The organism is Methylobacterium sp. EM32 (assembly GCF_040593685.1).
Lineage (GTDB): Bacteria > Pseudomonadota > Alphaproteobacteria > Rhizobiales > Beijerinckiaceae > Methylobacterium.
Map to the genome: position 1 here is coordinate 1 of NZ_JBEXZS010000132.1, position 14,543 is coordinate 14,543.

Below are 14,543 nucleotides of genomic sequence, written 5' to 3' on the forward strand. Positions count from 1 at the left end.
ACCACGACCTCCACCTCCACCCCCTCCTCCACCGCCCAGGCGAACCGCGCCCCGTCCGGCAGGACCCGCGAGGCCGCCCGCAGGGACAGGCCCGTCCGCGAAAGGCGCCAGGCCGCCCCGTCCGGCGTCAGCCGGACCGAGCGGGGCTCGGCGACCAGGCCCTCGCCGGTCGCCTTCAGGCAGGCTTCCTTGACCGACCAATATTCCAGCGCCTGCCGCGGCCGCGCGCCGGCCGGCAGACCGCGATAGGCGGCGAGCTCGGCCGGGTGCAGGAAGACCGGCGCCACGCCGTCCCAGTCGACCGGCCGGGCGGCGCCCTCGACGTCGACGCCGATCCGGCCGGCACGCGACAGCCCGACCGCGACCCAGCCGGCGCCGTGGCTGAGATTCAAGTCGAGGCCCGGGACCCCGGGCAGGAACGGCCGGCCGCCGGCCTCCCGCGCCAGGACGATCCCTGAGGGATCGCGGCCGAGCCAAGTCCCGAGCAGGTGGCGCAGCAGCCCGTGTGCCGCCGTGCGCTCGTGACGGTCCTGGTCCTGCCGAAAGCGGGCGATGCGCGCGGCCTCGTCCGGGGGAAGCTCCAGGCGCTCGGCCGGCAGGGCCGCCACCGCGTCGGCCGGGGCCGCCACCGCCAGCGCCCCGCCCGCGAAGATCAGATTCGAGAGCATCGTCACGTCGCCGCCCCGCCCGCCCGAGCTAATGCACGGGCGAACCGTCCGCGTCACGCCTCCTGCAGGTCGTAGAGGGCGGCGAGCTCGGCCTCGTCCAGGGCGACGCCGCCGGGCGCCAGCTGCTCGGCGAGCTGGCGCGACGCGAAGGCGATGAAGCTGCGGGTCTTGGCCGGCAGCAGCCGCGAGGTTGTGACGAGGTAGATCGGGCTCGGCGGGCCGTGCCACTCGGGCAGCACCCGCTCCAGACGGCCGGCCTCCACGTCCTGCTCGACGTCGATCACCTGGAGGAGGCCGATGCCGTGCTCCGCGAGGGCGAGACGCCGGGCCATGGCCTGGCTGTTGCTGGAGACCGCGCGCGCCACCACCGCCGATACCGTCTCCTCCTCCCGTTCGAGCGGCCAAGTGCCCGACGGAGATGTGCCCGAGGCGGAGGGCGGACCGACCATGACTGCCTGATGCCGCGCGAGGTCGGCCGGATTCACGGGCCGTCCGGCCCGGTCCAGGTAGCCGGGCGCGGCGAACAGGCCGTTCTCGAGCTGCGCCACCTTGCGGGTGATCATCGAGGTCTCCCGCGGTGCCCCGACGGCGAGCGCGAGGTCGTAGCCCTCCTGGGCGAGGTCGACGAGATGGGGCCAGAGATCGAGATGCACCCGCACCTGGGCGTAGCGCAGGGCATAGTCCCGCGCGACGACCGAGAGGTGGTGCAACACCCAGCGGTCGGGCGGCGCCGCGATCTTGAGGAGGCCGCTCGGCCCCTTCGCCTGAGCGATCAGCTCATCGAAGGTGCGCTGCGCCTCCTCCACCAGGCGCGTCGCCTGCTCGTAATAAGCCTCGCCGTGCGGGGTCAATACCAGCTTGCGGGTGGTGCGGTCGAGCAGGCGCAAGCCGATCGAGGTCTCGAACTGGGTGATGCGCCGGGAGAGGGAGGAGATCGGCACGTCGAGCGCCACAGCCGCCTGGCTGAAGCTCTTTCGTTTTGCAACCTCGACGAACAGCGCCATGTCGCGAAGGACTTGCGGGTGGGCCAAACGGGAACCTCCGGGCGGCGGACGGGGACGTGCGGACGCGCGATCCGTGCGTGATCCTCTAGATAACAATGTGCAACTCTAGATAAGAGATCTCCGTCCCGCCCCAGCGTCAACTCCCCGGCGAAAACATTTTCCCATGCGCCCGTCGCTCGTGAGCGGCCGCCACACCAGCTCTGAAGTCGGCTCCTCAACCCGGACATGCACAACCGGAAATACAACCGATGCTACGAACGGGCTTGGGCCCGGTTGACGCAGGGCGCCTCGGCGGGGCAACACCGCCGCGCCGACGCGGACGACGAGGCGTCGGCGGACCGGAGTCTCGTATGTCTCACCCCGTCTCGCCGCTCGCGCCCAAGCACCAGCCGGCCCTGCCGCCGATTGCGGGCGTGCGCCTCGCCACCGCGCAGGCCGGGATCCGCTACCGCGGCCGCACCGACGTGCTGCTGGTCCTGCTCGATCCCGGCACCCGGGCGGCGGGCGTGTTCACCCGCTCGAAATGCCCGTCGGCGGCCGTCGACTGGTGCCGCGAGACCCTGCGCGGCGAAAAGTCCGCCCGGGCCCTGGTGGTCAATTCCGGCAACGCCAACGCCTTCACGGGCCTCAAGGGCCGCGAATCGGTGCGCCTCACCGCCGAGATCGCCGGCAAGGCGGCGGGTTGCGCGCCGACCGAGGTCTTCATCGCCTCGACCGGCGTGATCGGCGAGCCCCTCGACGCCACCAAGTTCGATGGCGTGCTGGCCGATTGCGCCGGCCGCACCGGCCCCGGCGCCGAACGCTGGACGGAAGCCGCCAGCGCGATCATGACCACCGACACCTTCCCGAAGCTCGCCACCCGCCGGGTGCGGCTCGGCGACGCCGAGGTGACGATCAACGGCATCGCCAAGGGCGCCGGCATGATCGCCCCCGACATGGCGACGATGCTCTCCTTCGTGTTCACCGATGCCGACCTGCCGGCGGAGGTGCTGCAGGCGCTGCTCACTCGCGGCGTCGCCAAGAGCTTCAATTGCTGCACGGTCGACGGCGACACCTCGACCTCCGACACCCTGATGCTGTTCGCCACGGCCAAGGCCGGCAACGCCCCGGTTGCCTCCGTGGAGGATCCGGCGCTCGCCGCGTTCGCGAAAGGACTGGACGACCTCCTGATCGAGCTCGCCCAGTTGGTCGCCCGCGACGGCGAGGGCGCGCGCAAGTTCGTCACCGTCGAGGTCGGCGGCGCCACCAATGACGCCTCCGCCCACCGGATCGCGATGTCGATCGCCAACTCGCCGCTGGTGAAGACCGCGGTGGCGGGCGAGGACGCCAATTGGGGCCGGGTGGTGATGGCGGTCGGCAAGGCCGGCGAGCCCGCCGACCGCGACCGGCTGGCGATCTGGTTCGGCGACGTGCGCGTCGCCGTCGAGGGCGCCCGCGACGCCGGCTACGACGAGGAGGCGGCCTCCGCCGCGATGCGCGGCGACGCGGTGACGATCCGGGTCGATCTCGGCCTCGGCGCCGGCACCGCCCGGGTCTGGACCTGCGACCTCACCAAGGCCTATGTCGAGATCAACGGGGATTATCGCTCGTGAGGGCGGCCCCGCTCCTGCTGGCGCTCGTCCTCGCAGGACCCGCTCTCGCCGAGGACGGGCCCGGCCGGATCAGCGTGATCGGCCGGGCGACCCGGGAGGTGGCGCCGGACTTCGCCACGGTGGAGATCGCGGTGGAGAGCCGCGGTCAGACCCCGACTGCGGCTCTCGACCAGAACTCGGCCGCCGCCCGCAAGGTGGTGGAGCTCGCTGGCGAGTTCGGCATCGCGGGGCCCGACCTCGCCACGGCCGCGGTGTCCCTGCGCCCGGTCAGCAAGACGGTGCGTGAGCCCGGCGGGCAGATGCGGGACGTGCCAGACGGCTACCAGGCCAGCAACGCCGTCTCGGTGCGGGTGCGCGATCTCAAGCGCCTCGGCGCCGTGATGCGGCGCCTGCTCGACGGCGGGGCCGACCGGATCGGCGGCGTCGCCTTCGGACTGTCGGATCCCAGCCAGACGGAGAATGCCGTCCGGGCGGACGCGGTGCGGGATGGCAAGCGCCAGGCCGAGACCCTGGCGGAGGCGGCGGGCACCCGCCTCGGGCGCCTCGAGAGCCTCGTCTCGCCGCCGCGGGAGACCGCGCCGGCGCCGATGCATGCCCGCGCCTTCGCGGCGAAGGCCGCGCCCGGCGGCCTCGCCGTCCCGGTCGAGCCCGGCACCCTGACGGTCGAAGCCGCCGTCGAGGTCACCTACCGGGTCGCGCCCTGACGGGCGCGGCCTCCCCCCTCGTCAGGCGAACCGTACACCATGGCAGATCCCCTCAAGCTTCTCCTCGTGGTGGCGGTCGCCCTCGTCGATCCGGACGGACGCGTGCTGCTGGCGCAGCGCCCGCCCGGCAAGCAGCTCGCCGGCCTGTGGGAATTTCCGGGCGGCAAGATCGAGTCCGGCGAGCGACCGGAGGAGACGCTGATCCGCGAGCTGGCCGAGGAGCTCGGCATCACCGTCAAGGCGGAGTGCCTGGCGCCGCTCAGCTTCGCCAGCCACGCTTATGAGACCTTCCACCTCCTGATGCCGCTCTATGTCTGCCGGCGCTGGGAGGGGTTCGTGCAGTCGCGGGAGGGCCAGGCACTCAAATGGGTCCGTCCGCGTGATCTCGCGAGCTATCCGATGCCCCCGGCCGACCTGCCGCTGCTGCCGGCGATCGTCGATTTGCTGGGGCCGTGAAGATGGTTCGACTCGGCTCCGCCGACGGTATCGTCTCACCGGACCTGACACCCTCCGCGTCATCCCGGCGCCGCGAATGCGGAACCCGGGATCCATAACCGCCGACGGTTCAGGGTGGAACGGAACGCTGCCCGTCTCTTCAGGAGACCTCGGCGGTTATGGATCCCGGGTTCTCGGCTGCGCCGAGCCCCGGGATGACGCAGAGGAATTCATCGACGATCTCTGGGAAAGAGGAACGGCCCTGACGACCATTCCTCAATCCTTGAACTCCTCGATCGCGTCGACCTTGTTCGGGTAGAAGGCGAGGTGATCCTTGATCGCAGCCACTTTTGGAAACGGCGCCTCGTAGCTCCACACCGCGTTCGCCCGCTCGACCCCGCCGGCCGTGAGCGAGTAGTAGCTCGCATCGCCCTTGTGCGGGCAGTGCGTGCGGTGCTCGGTGCGCGCGAAGAGGTCCATCTCGGCATCCTCGCGCGGGATGTACTGGACCGGCGGCATCGTGCCCTCGCGCAGGGTGAGGGCCCGGGTGGTCTCGGCGACGATCGTGCCGCCGAGCATCACGCGGATGCGGTGCGAATTCGGCGTGATGGTGATGTCCGTCATGACGGCTCCTTGCGTTCGACGGTGCCGAGGGCATCGGCCAGCCGCGCCTGGGCGCTGCCCGGCCGCAGCGGCTTCTGCTGGCTCTCGTGCGGCACCCAGCCCGAGAGCCAGATCAACTCGAAGGTCGCGCGCAGGCGCCCGTCCGGATCGGCGAAACGCTCGGCGTAGAGCTGGGCGGCCCGCATCAGGGTCGCGCGGCGCATCGTTCCCCGGCGCTCCCGCAGGGCGTTGGTGAGCCCCATGGCGCGCAGGTCGCGCATCAGTCCGAACGGATCGCCGTAGCGCACCGTCACGGTCTCGACGTCGGTGACCGGCAGGGCGAAGCCGGCGCGCTGGAGCAGGCCGCCGAGGTCGCGCACCTCCGCGAAGGGAGCGACCCGCGGGCTCACCCCGCCCTCGACCTCGCTCTCGGCCTGGGTGAGTACCTGGCGCAGCTCCGTCAGCGTGCGGCCGCCGAGCAGGCAGCCGACGAACAGGCCGTCGGGCTTCAGCGCCCGGCGGACCTGGACGAGCGCGCCCGGCAGGTCGTTGGCATGCTGGAGCGCGAGCAGGGACACCGCGAGGTCGAAGCTGCGATCGGCGAAGGGCAGCGCCTCCGGATCGCCGACCGCGACGCCGGAGCTGCAGGGCTCGACAGTGGGGGCGAGGCGCGTAACGGTGCCGGCCCGGCCGCTGGCCCGGAGCCAGGCCGCCGCCGCCGGCACCGGGGTGGCGAGGTCGAGGGCCTGGGGAAATTCCCGCAGCACCGCGCCGAGGCGGTCCGACAGATCGTCGACCGCCCGCGCGACCAGGAAATCGGCGAAGCCGGCGCGGCGGGCGCGGGCGAGGCGCTTGCGGATCAGGGCGGAGTCGAACAGGAGCGGCGAGGACATCGCCCGCTAGATGGCGCCGCGGGCCCCCCGGCGCCAGGGCCTCGTGCGCCGCGGGCCCGCGAAACGCCACCCGCGACAATCGTACCTTGCCGAATCGTTCAATGAATCGCGGTAGAGGTGAGCCCGTGACCCGCACCCTCCCTCCCCTCCTCCTCGCCCTGGCCCTCGCCTCCCCGGCGCTGGCCGCCCCGGCGGCGCCCGCGCCGGCCGCTGCCGCCGCCGAGAGCAAGGAGGAGACGGTGGAGCAGGCCCTGTGCCGGCTGATCGAGGGGGCGGCCCAGTCCAAGGGGCTGCCGGTGGCGTTCCTGACCCGGCTGATCTGGCGCGAGAGCAGCTTCCGGCCCGGCGTTGTCAGCCGCGCCGGCGCCCAGGGCGTGGCGCAGTTCATGCCCGGCACGGCGCAGGAACGCGGCCTCCTCGATCCGTTCGATCCCGAGCAGGCGATCCCGGCGGCGGCGCGGTTCCTGATCGACCTGCGCGGGCGCTTCGGCAATCTCGGCCTCGCGGCGGCGGCCTATAATGGCGGGCCCGGCCGGGTCTCGGCCTGGCTCGCCGGCACCGGCGGCCTGCCGGCCGAGACCCGGGCCTATGTCTCGGCGATCACCGGGCGCAGCGCCGAGGACTGGGCCGCCGCCGCCAAGGGCGATGGCAAGAGCGACCTCGCCGAGCCCGAGGGCACCCGCTGCCTGCAAGTCACGGCGTCGTTGCGCATCCGCGGCCGCACCGAAACCTTCTTCGCCGAGACCGCGGCGGTGCTCGCGCCCTGGGGCGTCCAGCTCGCCGGCAACTTCTCGAAGTCGATCGCGCTGGCGAGCTTCGGCCGCGCCCGCGACCGCTACGTCGCGATCCTGGGAGATGTCCGCCCGATGATCATCGGCACGCGGCTGCGCCACCGCGGCACGCGCGCCTTCTACCGCATCCGCGTGCCCTCCGAGACCCGGGCCAGCGCCGAGGCCCTGTGCGGCCGCATCCGCGGCAGCGGCGGCGCCTGTATCGTCCTGAAAACCTGAGGTTTACGCCGTCTCACCCAAACGGGTGATGACAGGAGGGATCACCCCTGTTTCGTTCACAAAGCGACAACAATCGCGTGGTGGGCGAGCAGGGAGGGAAGCCCCATGAAGTTCGGCGATGGCGTGCCTCGTTGGGCACGGAGGCGGGTCGAGCGGCATTTGGCGCGCCATCAGGACGGCAAGATCGTCCGCTGGATGTCGTTCGAGACGGGACCCCGGCGGGTTCGGACCGGAGCGGAGCCGGTCGAGGCCGGCGGGAACGTCCTGCCCTTCCTCCGCCGGGCCCCGGTCGCGGAGCCCGGCCACGCGGCCCCGATACTCGACGCGACGGGATCGTAACAAACACCTAGAGTAACAGGGGGCTGGCGCGGGGGGCGCCCGCTCTCCTGGCTGGTCCCGACGTCAGTGCGACCGTTCCTGGCCGATCTGGTCGAGCAGGGCGGTGAACCACGGCACGGTCGGATCGAAGGCCTTGCCCCCTCGGATGCGCGGGAACTCGATCGCCCGCAGGCGGCCGCCCTGGTCCTCGTCGTGGCCGATCACCCCGGAGACGCCCTTCAGGCCGCACTCGACCGCGAGGTCGACCATGCCCTGGATCAGCCGCAGGTCGTCCGCGTTCGGCGCGGCCGAGCGGCAGAAATGGCCGGATTTCAGCACCAGGGTCTTCTCCGCCCCGATCATCGGCGCGAAGCGATCGGCGAACCACTTACCGACATTGATCGTGTCGATCTTGACGTGGCCGAACGGATCGCGGCCCAAGACCTCGCCGCGTCCCTCGATCTCGGCCACGATCTCGTCGAGGCCGGCGCCCTCGCTTAAGAAGACCGTGACGCAGTCCTTCGCGTCGAGCCGCTGCTTCAGCCGCGCGGCCTCGCACGCGATGTCGAGGGGCATCTCCGGCAGGTAGACCGCGTCCACCTCCTTGTGCGCCCGGTCGAGCCCGAATTCCGGCAGGAACGCCGTGCGGTCCAGGCGCTCGCGATAGGCCTTGGCCGTCGCGGCGGTGAGCCAGCCGCATTTGCGGCCCATAATCTCGTGGACGATCAGCATGCGCGGGTTGGCGCTCTGCTCGTTGACGATGTTCTCGGCGAAGAGCGCGCCCTGCTCCGCGGCCGTCCAGGCGCCGAGCGTCTGACGGATCGGCACCACGTCGTTGTCGATGGTCTTCGGCAGGCCCACCACCGTCAGGTGGTAGCCGTTCGCCTCGAGATAGGCCGCGAGGTCGGCCGCCGTGGTGTTGGTGTCGTCGCCGCCGATCGTGTGCAGGATCGTGACCCGATCGTGGGCGAGCCGCTCGGCCGCCACCTTCAGCGGGTCCTGGCCCTCCTTGACGAGGCCGCGCTTCACGCAATCCTTGACGTTGGTGAGCTTGATCCGGCTGTTGCCGAGCGGAGAGCCGCCGTGGCGCAGGAGCACGCCAGCGTTCGCCCGCACCTCGGGTGTGACGGTGAGGTGGTCGCCGAGCAGCAGGCCCTTGTAGCCGCTGCGATAGCCGATGATCTCGGTCTCGGGCGAGAGGTCAGTGTAGCGGGCGATCAGCCCGCCAACCGCCGCCGACAGGCAGGGGGCGAGGCCGCCGGCGGTGAGCATGGCGATCTTCTGGCGAGAGTCGCTGGGGGTGGACATGGTGGGCTCCGCATGACGACGCGACGCCCACATTGGGCCGGACGGCCCGCCGGTCCAGCCCTGAACCCCCAGTGTCTCTCACAAAATTCCCGCTACGCCGACGTCGCCAGGGCGAGCGGCGGCGGTGAACGGGAGTGCGTGAGAGATGCTCTCAATCCTTGTCGAGGCTGAGGTCCGGCGCCTCAGGATTCTTCATGCCGACGACATGGTAGCCGGCATCGACGTGCAGGATCTCGCCGGTCATGCCGCGGGACATGTCGGAGATCAGGTAGGCGGCGGTCTCGCCGACCTCGTCGATGGTCACCGTGCGCCGCAGCGGGGCGTTGTACTCGTTCCACTTGAGGATGTAGCGGAAGTCGCCGATGCCGGAGGCGGCGAGCGTCTTGATCGGGCCGGCCGAGATCGCGTTGACGCGGATCTTCTGGGGGCCGAGATCGGCGGCGAGGTAGCGCACAGACGCTTCGAGGGCCGCCTTGGCGACGCCCATCACGTTGTAGTGCGGCATCCACTTCTCGGCGCCGTAATAGGTCAGCGTGAGCAGCGAGCCGCCGTTGGGCATCAGCTTCTCGGCGCGCTGGGCGACCGCCGTGAACGAGTAGCAGGAGATCAGCAGCGACTTCGAAAAGTTCGCCTCGCTGGTCTCGATGTAGCGCCCAGTCAGCTCGTCCTTGTCCGAGAAGGCGATGCAGTGGATGACGAAGTCGATCCCCTCGGGGAAATGCCGGCCGGCGGCCTCGAAGACCGCGTCGATCGAGGCCGGGTCGGTGACGTCGCAATGGCCGACGACCGCCGCGTCGAGCTCGCGGGCCAGCGGCTCGACGCGCTTCTTCAGCGCCTCGCCCTGGTAGGTGAAGGCCAGCTCCGCGCCGTGCTGGTGCGCGCTCTTGGCGATGCCCCAGGCGATCGAGCGGTTGTTGGCGACGCCGAGCACGAGGCCGCGCTTGCCGGCGAGAAGCCCGGTGCGGGGCTGCCCGCCATCCTGTACCTGTGCCCGGTTCGAGTCAGCCATGAGTCACCCAAATAACAGCCGCCACGGGGGCCGGTCTCGGCCGGTCGGACCCGGCCGTGCATGGCTCCCCAGCGGTTTCCTTAACCGACGCCCGCGGGCGACGGAAGTGCGCCGGCTCCGGTAAAGCCGCCGACCCCCGCCGCGCTCAGCTCGCAGCGGTGGCGGCCCGACGCTTGCGGGCGAACTCGGTCAGGGCCTCGTCGGCCTGGGCCGGCAGGGTCACGGCGATGGTGGCGAGCAGGTCGCCGCGGGTGCCGTCCTTCTTCGGCAGGCCCTTGCCGCGCAGGCGGAAGACCCGGCCGGAGCTGGTCATCGGCGGAATCTTCATCTCGACCGCGCCGGTCATGGTCTGGATCCGGATCGGCCCGCCTAGGACCGCGTCCTCAAGCGGGACCTCGGCGGTGGTGCGCAGGTCCGATCCCTCGATCTGGAACCGGGAATCGGCGGCGAAGCGGATGGTCAGGAGCGCGTCGCCCGGCTCGGCGCCGTGGGCGCCCGGATAGCCGAGGCCGCGCAGGCGGATCACCTGCCCGTCGACCACGCCCTTGGGGACCACCACGTCGACCTCGCGGCCGCTCGGCAGGTTGAGGCGCAGCTTGGCCTCGCCGGCGACCTGGTCGAGGGTGACGGTCAGCTCGGCGGCGACGTCCTCGCCCTTCTGCGGCGCGGCGCGGCCGGCCCCGCCGGCGGAGCGGAACGCCTCGCCGAACAGGTGCGAGAAGATGTCCTCGCCGAAGCCGCCGGCGCCGCCGCCCGCCCCGCTGCGGGCCCGGGCCATCGACTCGAAGTCGAATCCCCCGCCGCCGCCGCGGCCGGCACCGCCGCCGCCGCCGAAGCCCTCGAAGCCGGTAAAGCGGGGCTTGCCGTCGCCGTCGATGGCGCCGCGGTCGAACTGCTCGCGCTTCTTGGCGTCGCCCAGGATCTCATAGGCCTGGTTGACCTCGGCGAAGCGGTCCTGCGCCTTGGCGTCGTTCTTGTTGCGGTCGGGGTGGTAGGCCTTGGCGAGCTTGCGGAAAGCCTTCTTGATCTCCGCCTCGTCGGCCGAGCGGCTCACGCCGAGTACGTCGTATGGGTTGCGCATGGCGATCCGATGGCGATTCGAGCGGCACCAGCCCGGGTCCGTGACCGCCTGGGCGACGCCGCTCTCGTGAAACGATGTTGAGCCGTATCTGGCGACCGTGTTGCCGGATTGCAACGCAGGCGGCGCAGGAAGAGGTCAGGTTACGTCACTTCCCGCAGGAGCGCCATTTCGTCCGGCTCACCCCGGCTTCGTCGTCGCCTTCACGCTCTTCAGCTCCCAGGCGCCGCCGGAGGGCCGGCAGCCGGTGCCGCGCACGAAACGGTTGCCGCCCGGCCCGATCACCGAGGCGAGGAAGCCGCGGCAGATCTCGTCGTTCTTGACGAAGGGCAGCCCGGTCGGGTTGACCATGCCGCGCATGCCCGAATCCGGGTTGTCCCACTTCACCGGCTGGCCGTTGCCCTGGGGATCGAGGGCGACGGAGAGCGCCGCCTTGGCGCGGCGCCAATCCTCGCCGGAGAGGTCCGGGCCGAAGCTTTTGGGGGCCGCAGGCGCGATGCTGCCGGTGCTCTCGGGCTCCGGCGGCGCCACCTCCGCCTGCGGCGTGAACATGATGAGCGGCTGGCTGCAGCCGCCGATCGCCAGGACGCTCCCCAGGGCGCTCGCCGCGACGACGAGCCCGAGCGTCACCGAACCGACTTTACACGCACCGCGACGCATTACACCTGTTCTCACGACCGGACGGCCCGCCGCGACGCATGAGAGAGCGACGCCGGCCCGCCCCCGGTTCCGGTTGTCACACGGGCATGGGGCCGACCGGCCCTGGTGCCACTTGGGTAAGGACGATGCCGTGGACGGGTTAACGAAAGATGATTTCACCCAGAACCCGGATCCCTGGGGACTGTTCCGGCAATGGTTTGCCGACGCGCAGGCCACGGAGCCCGAGGATCCGAACGCCATGGCGCTCGCCACAAGCGGCGCCGACGGCCTGCCGGACGTGCGCATCGTGCTCCTGAAGGACGCCGACGAGCGCGGATTCGTGTTCTACACCAATACCCTGTCGATGAAGGGGATGGAGCTCGCGGACAACCCGCGCGCCGCCCTCGTGCTGCACTGGAAGAGCCTGCGCCGCCAAGTGCGGGCCCGCGGCTCCGTGACGAAGGTCGAGGATGCGGAGGCCGACGCCTACTTCGCCACCCGCGCCCGCGACAGCCGCCTCGGCGCCTGGGCGAGCCGGCAGTCGCAGCCCCTCGACAGCCGCGAGACCCTGATGCGGGCGGTGGAGGAGGTGGCCGCGCGCTTTCCCGGCGAGACCGTGGCGCGCCCGCCCCACTGGACCGGCTACCGCATCGCCCCGGTGACGATGGAGTTCTGGCAGGATGGCGCCTACCGCCTGCACGACCGGGTGCGCTTCACCCGCCAGGGCGAGGGCTGGCGGAGCAACCGCCTCTATCCTTGAGAGGCAAGCCTGCCCTGAGGACAAGCCCGCCCCGCGCGGGCAAGCTTTGCTGCGGCGCGGCGAGCCCTGGATTTCCGGGGCCCGGAGCCCTACCCTGAGGCTCTTCGCGCCGCGCGCTATCGTCGGCGCACCGCACCGGACATCCCGAGGAACGGCCGTGGCCCAACCGTCGAACGAACGCCGCCGCGTGATGCTGCTCACCGGCGCGAGCCGGGGCATCGGCCACGCCACCGTCAAGCGCTTCTCGGCGGCGGGCTGGCGCGTCATCACCTGCTCGCGCCACCCCTTCCCGGAGAACTGCCCCTGGGAGATGGGGCCGGAGGACCACCTCCAGGTCGATCTCTCCGACCCCGAGGACACGGTCCGCGCCGTGCGCGAGGTGGCCGGGCGGCTCGAAGCCGAGGGCGGGCTGCTGCACGCGCTCGTCAACAACGCCGGCATCTCGCCGAAGGGGTCCGGCGGCGCGCGGCTCGGCTCGATCGACACCCCGTTCTCCGACTGGACGCGGGTCTTCCAGGTCAATTTCTTCGCCCCCATCCTGCTCGCCCGCGGCCTGTGCGAGGAGCTGACCCGGGCGCGCGGCTCGATCGTCAACGTGACGTCGATCGCTGGGTCGCGCGTCCATCCCTTCGCGGGGGCGGCCTACGCCACCTCGAAGGCGGCGCTCGCCGGCCTGACCCGCGAGATGGCCTCCGATTTCGGGCCGCTGGGCGTGCGGGTGAACGCGATCTCGCCCGGCGAGATCGATACCTCGATCCTGTCGCCGGGCACCGACAAGCTCGTGGCGCAGATCCCGCAGCGGCGGCTCGGCACGCCCGACGAGGTCGCCAAGGCGATCTACTTCCTGTGCACCGAGGCCTCGTCCTACGTGAACGGCGCCGAGCTGCACATCAACGGCGGACAGCATGTCTGAGCGGCGGGCGCTCGCCCTCCTGCTGCCTGCCGCCCTCGCCCTCCTGCTGCCGGCCGCGCCCGCCGCCGCCGGGCCGAGGGTCAGCCTCCTCGACCTGCCGTTCCGGGTGACGCAGCTGCGCGACGCGGGCAGCGAGGCGGCGCTCGCCGTCACCACCGCCGGGCTGCCGCAGCTGCCGCGCAAGGCCGGCCCGGTCGCGGTGGTCTGGGGCGAGAACGGCGCGGCGGTCCTCACCCTGTCGGGCGACACGGTCGCGGTCGTGCCGCTGCCCCTCGACGCGATCGAGGGCCTGACCGCCGGCGAGACGCCGAAGGGCGCGCTGCCGGGCACCCGCCGGGTGCTGGCCGGGCCGGTCAGCGCCTACCTGTCGGGCCCGAGCCGGGGCCCGGACGGGCGCCCGGGCGCCGCCGGCGTGACCGTGCGCGAGCGCCAGAAGGTGACGATGAGCGCCGACCCGAAGCCCGTCCCGGTCACGACCGCGACGGTGCCGCCGGGGCCCGGTGCGGTGTTCGCCGCCGACACCCTGCGTCCGATCGAGATCGACGGGTCGCTCCACCTGCTGGCGCTGGGCGAGCATCCGGAGGGCACCGGCCTCGCGCTGATCGGGCGCCACGATGCCGGACAGGACGGCAAGCAGGACGGGACTTGGCGGGTGCGCGCCGAGACCCCGCCGGAGCTGGGCTCGCTTGCCCTCGCGGCCGACCTGCCGGGCCCGACGCCCGCCGCATTGCTGGTGCGCGGCGAGGAGGGCCGGCTCGAGCACTGGAGCCTCGCCGGCGGGAGGCCGGCCAGGATCGCCAAGAGCGGCGACGGCAAAGGATTCTCTGCCCCCGGTGCCGCCCTCGGGGGCGAGCTGGTGGTGGCGACCCGCGACCGCGCCGCCCTCGCCTACGTCTCCCGCAAGGACCTGTCCGAGCGGACGCGGGCGACCCTGCCGGCGCCGGTCGGGCCCGGCCTCGCGGTGCTCGGCAACCGGATCGTGGTGGCGCTCTCCGACGGGCGGCTCGCCGTGGTGCAAGACGGGGATGCGCGGCCTTGAGCGCGGATTCCGAGGATCCGGCTTGGCGCCGTCGCTACCCGTTGCGCCCCTTCATCGCCGCCTCCGCGGCGGTGGTGCGTGACGGCAGGGTCCTGCTCGCCGCCCGCGGCCAGGCGCCGATGCGCGGGATCTACACCCTGCCGGGCGGACAGGTGGAGGTCGGCGAGACCCTGGCCGAGGCGGCTCTGCGCGAGTTGCACGAGGAGGTCGGGGTGGTGGCCGAGGTGGTCGCCAACCTCGATCCCCTTGAGGTGATCGAGCGCGACGGCGACGGCGCGGTGATGTTCCACTTCGTGATCCACCCCCACGCGGCGCGCTGGCGCTCCGGCGAGCCGACGACCGGGCCGGAAGCCCTCGACTTGCGCTGGGTGACGCCCGACGAGGCGCGCGACCTGCCGACCACGAAGGGGCTGCACGGGGTGATCGCACAAGCCCTCGCGGCGATGGGAGACGAGAGATGAGGCATGCCGTCATCCTGGCGGCCGCCTGCCTCGTCGCGGCGGCCCCCGCCCTCGCCCAGAGCCGGCCGAAACCTGCGGCCAAGCCGCCCGAGAAGGAGGCCCCCGCCCC

General features: G+C 72.1%; 16 protein-coding genes. 8 read left to right on the forward strand and 8 right to left on the reverse strand.

Going from position 1 to position 14,543, the window contains the following annotated elements; genetic code table 11:
• Both ABZT49_RS17325 and ABZT49_RS17330 read right to left on the reverse strand, forming a co-directional pair.
• Positions 1-668: 4'-phosphopantetheinyl transferase superfamily protein (locus tag ABZT49_RS17325; protein ID WP_355287459.1), on the reverse strand; the 668-nt coding region annotated here is incomplete at its 3' end.
• A 53-nt stretch (positions 669-721) separates the two neighbouring features.
• A complete protein-coding gene (locus tag ABZT49_RS17330; protein ID WP_355287460.1) occupies positions 722-1,699 on the reverse strand; it encodes a LysR family transcriptional regulator in 978 nt (325 codons plus the stop codon).
• Positions 1,700-2,022: 323 nt separating this feature from the next.
• Here ABZT49_RS17330 and argJ point away from each other — a divergent pair, with 323 nt between their 5' ends.
• The 3 genes from argJ to ABZT49_RS17345 are packed head-to-tail and all read left to right on the forward strand — an operon-like array spanning position 2,023 to position 4,424.
• Positions 2,023-3,264: a bifunctional glutamate N-acetyltransferase/amino-acid acetyltransferase ArgJ gene (gene argJ / locus ABZT49_RS17335; protein WP_355287462.1), complete on the forward strand. Its 1,242-nt coding sequence runs from the start codon at positions 2,023-2,025 to the stop codon at positions 3,262-3,264.
• Positions 3,261-3,968, forward strand: a complete 708-nt coding sequence (locus ABZT49_RS17340; protein WP_355287464.1) for an SIMPL domain-containing protein — start codon at positions 3,261-3,263, stop codon at positions 3,966-3,968. Before argJ ends, ABZT49_RS17340 begins: the two co-directional genes overlap by 4 nt.
• Positions 3,969-4,007: 39 nt before the next feature.
• Positions 4,008-4,424, forward strand: a complete 417-nt coding sequence (locus ABZT49_RS17345) for a (deoxy)nucleoside triphosphate pyrophosphohydrolase (RefSeq protein ID WP_355287466.1) — start codon at positions 4,008-4,010, stop codon at positions 4,422-4,424.
• Between the two features lie 255 nt (positions 4,425-4,679).
• Here ABZT49_RS17345 and ABZT49_RS17350 read toward each other — a convergent pair whose 3' ends face one another.
• The gene (locus ABZT49_RS17350; protein WP_355287468.1) at positions 4,680-5,027 is read right to left on the reverse strand and encodes a DUF427 domain-containing protein; all 348 of its coding nucleotides are present in this window, start codon (positions 5,025-5,027) and stop codon (positions 4,680-4,682) included.
• Positions 5,024-5,899, reverse strand: a complete 876-nt coding sequence (locus ABZT49_RS17355; protein ID WP_355287470.1) for a methyltransferase domain-containing protein — start codon at positions 5,897-5,899, stop codon at positions 5,024-5,026. Before ABZT49_RS17355 ends, ABZT49_RS17350 begins: the two co-directional genes overlap by 4 nt.
• A 125-nt stretch (positions 5,900-6,024) precedes the next feature.
• Here ABZT49_RS17355 and ABZT49_RS17360 point away from each other — a divergent pair, with 125 nt between their 5' ends.
• Entirely contained in the window at positions 6,025-6,909 is an 885-nt protein-coding gene (locus tag ABZT49_RS17360) for a lytic transglycosylase domain-containing protein (protein WP_355287472.1), read from the forward strand.
• Between the two features lie 402 nt (positions 6,910-7,311).
• Here ABZT49_RS17360 and ABZT49_RS17365 read toward each other — a convergent pair whose 3' ends face one another.
• The 4 genes from ABZT49_RS17365 to ABZT49_RS17380 form a co-directional block, all read right to left on the reverse strand.
• Positions 7,312-8,535: a pyrophosphate--fructose-6-phosphate 1-phosphotransferase gene (locus tag ABZT49_RS17365; protein WP_355287474.1), complete on the reverse strand. Its 1,224-nt coding sequence runs from the start codon at positions 8,533-8,535 to the stop codon at positions 7,312-7,314.
• 151 nt (positions 8,536-8,686) lie between these two features.
• On the reverse strand, positions 8,687-9,544 hold the full coding sequence (fabI, locus tag ABZT49_RS17370) for an enoyl-ACP reductase FabI (protein WP_355287477.1): 858 nt from the start codon (positions 9,542-9,544) through the stop codon (positions 8,687-8,689).
• A 145-nt stretch (positions 9,545-9,689) separates the two neighbouring features.
• Positions 9,690-10,625, reverse strand: coding sequence for a DnaJ C-terminal domain-containing protein (locus ABZT49_RS17375; RefSeq protein WP_355287479.1), 936 nt, complete (start codon positions 10,623-10,625; stop codon positions 9,690-9,692).
• A gap of 177 nt (positions 10,626-10,802) precedes the next feature.
• Positions 10,803-11,252, reverse strand: coding sequence for an RT0821/Lpp0805 family surface protein (locus tag ABZT49_RS17380; RefSeq protein WP_407943521.1), 450 nt, complete (start codon positions 11,250-11,252; stop codon positions 10,803-10,805).
• Positions 11,253-11,412: 160 nt separating this feature from the next.
• Between ABZT49_RS17380 and pdxH the strand changes: the two genes are divergently transcribed.
• The 4 genes from pdxH to ABZT49_RS17400 all read left to right on the forward strand — a co-directional run bounded on the left by pdxH (position 11,413) and on the right by ABZT49_RS17400 (position 14,434).
• Positions 11,413-12,021: a pyridoxamine 5'-phosphate oxidase gene (gene pdxH / locus ABZT49_RS17385; RefSeq protein ID WP_355287483.1), complete on the forward strand. Its 609-nt coding sequence runs from the start codon at positions 11,413-11,415 to the stop codon at positions 12,019-12,021.
• 190 nt (positions 12,022-12,211) lie between these two features.
• Positions 12,212-12,934, forward strand: a complete 723-nt coding sequence (locus ABZT49_RS17390; RefSeq protein WP_355287489.1) for an SDR family oxidoreductase — start codon at positions 12,212-12,214, stop codon at positions 12,932-12,934.
• The gene (locus ABZT49_RS17395) at positions 12,927-13,973 is read left to right on the forward strand and encodes a hypothetical protein (RefSeq protein WP_355287485.1); all 1,047 of its coding nucleotides are present in this window, start codon (positions 12,927-12,929) and stop codon (positions 13,971-13,973) included. Before ABZT49_RS17390 ends, ABZT49_RS17395 begins: the two co-directional genes overlap by 8 nt.
• Positions 13,970-14,434 (forward strand): NUDIX hydrolase, encoded by a 465-nt coding sequence (locus ABZT49_RS17400; protein WP_355287487.1) that lies wholly within the window; start codon positions 13,970-13,972, stop codon positions 14,432-14,434. Before ABZT49_RS17395 ends, ABZT49_RS17400 begins: the two co-directional genes overlap by 4 nt.
• Positions 14,435-14,543 lie beyond the last annotated feature (109 nt).

Coding starts and splice junctions, on each gene's coding strand:
- ABZT49_RS17390 (WP_355287489.1), top strand. CDS start 12,212: ATGCTGCTCACCGGCGCGAGCCGGGGCATCGGCCACGCCACCGTCAAG.
- ABZT49_RS17365 (WP_355287474.1), bottom strand. CDS start 8,535: ATGTCCACCCCCAGCGACTCTCGCCAGAAGATCGCCATGCTCACCGCC.
- ABZT49_RS17355 (WP_355287470.1), bottom strand. CDS start 5,899: ATGTCCTCGCCGCTCCTGTTCGACTCCGCCCTGATCCGCAAGCGCCTC.
- fabI (WP_355287477.1), bottom strand. CDS start 9,544: ATGGCTGACTCGAACCGGGCACAGGTACAGGATGGCGGGCAGCCCCGC.
- ABZT49_RS17375 (WP_355287479.1), bottom strand. CDS start 10,625: ATGCGCAACCCATACGACGTACTCGGCGTGAGCCGCTCGGCCGACGAG.
- ABZT49_RS17395 (WP_355287485.1), top strand. CDS start 12,927: ATGTCTGAGCGGCGGGCGCTCGCCCTCCTGCTGCCTGCCGCCCTCGCC.
- argJ (WP_355287462.1), top strand. CDS start 2,023: ATGTCTCACCCCGTCTCGCCGCTCGCGCCCAAGCACCAGCCGGCCCTG.
- ABZT49_RS17345 (WP_355287466.1), top strand. CDS start 4,008: ATGGCAGATCCCCTCAAGCTTCTCCTCGTGGTGGCGGTCGCCCTCGTC.
- ABZT49_RS17350 (WP_355287468.1), bottom strand. CDS start 5,027: ATGACGGACATCACCATCACGCCGAATTCGCACCGCATCCGCGTGATG.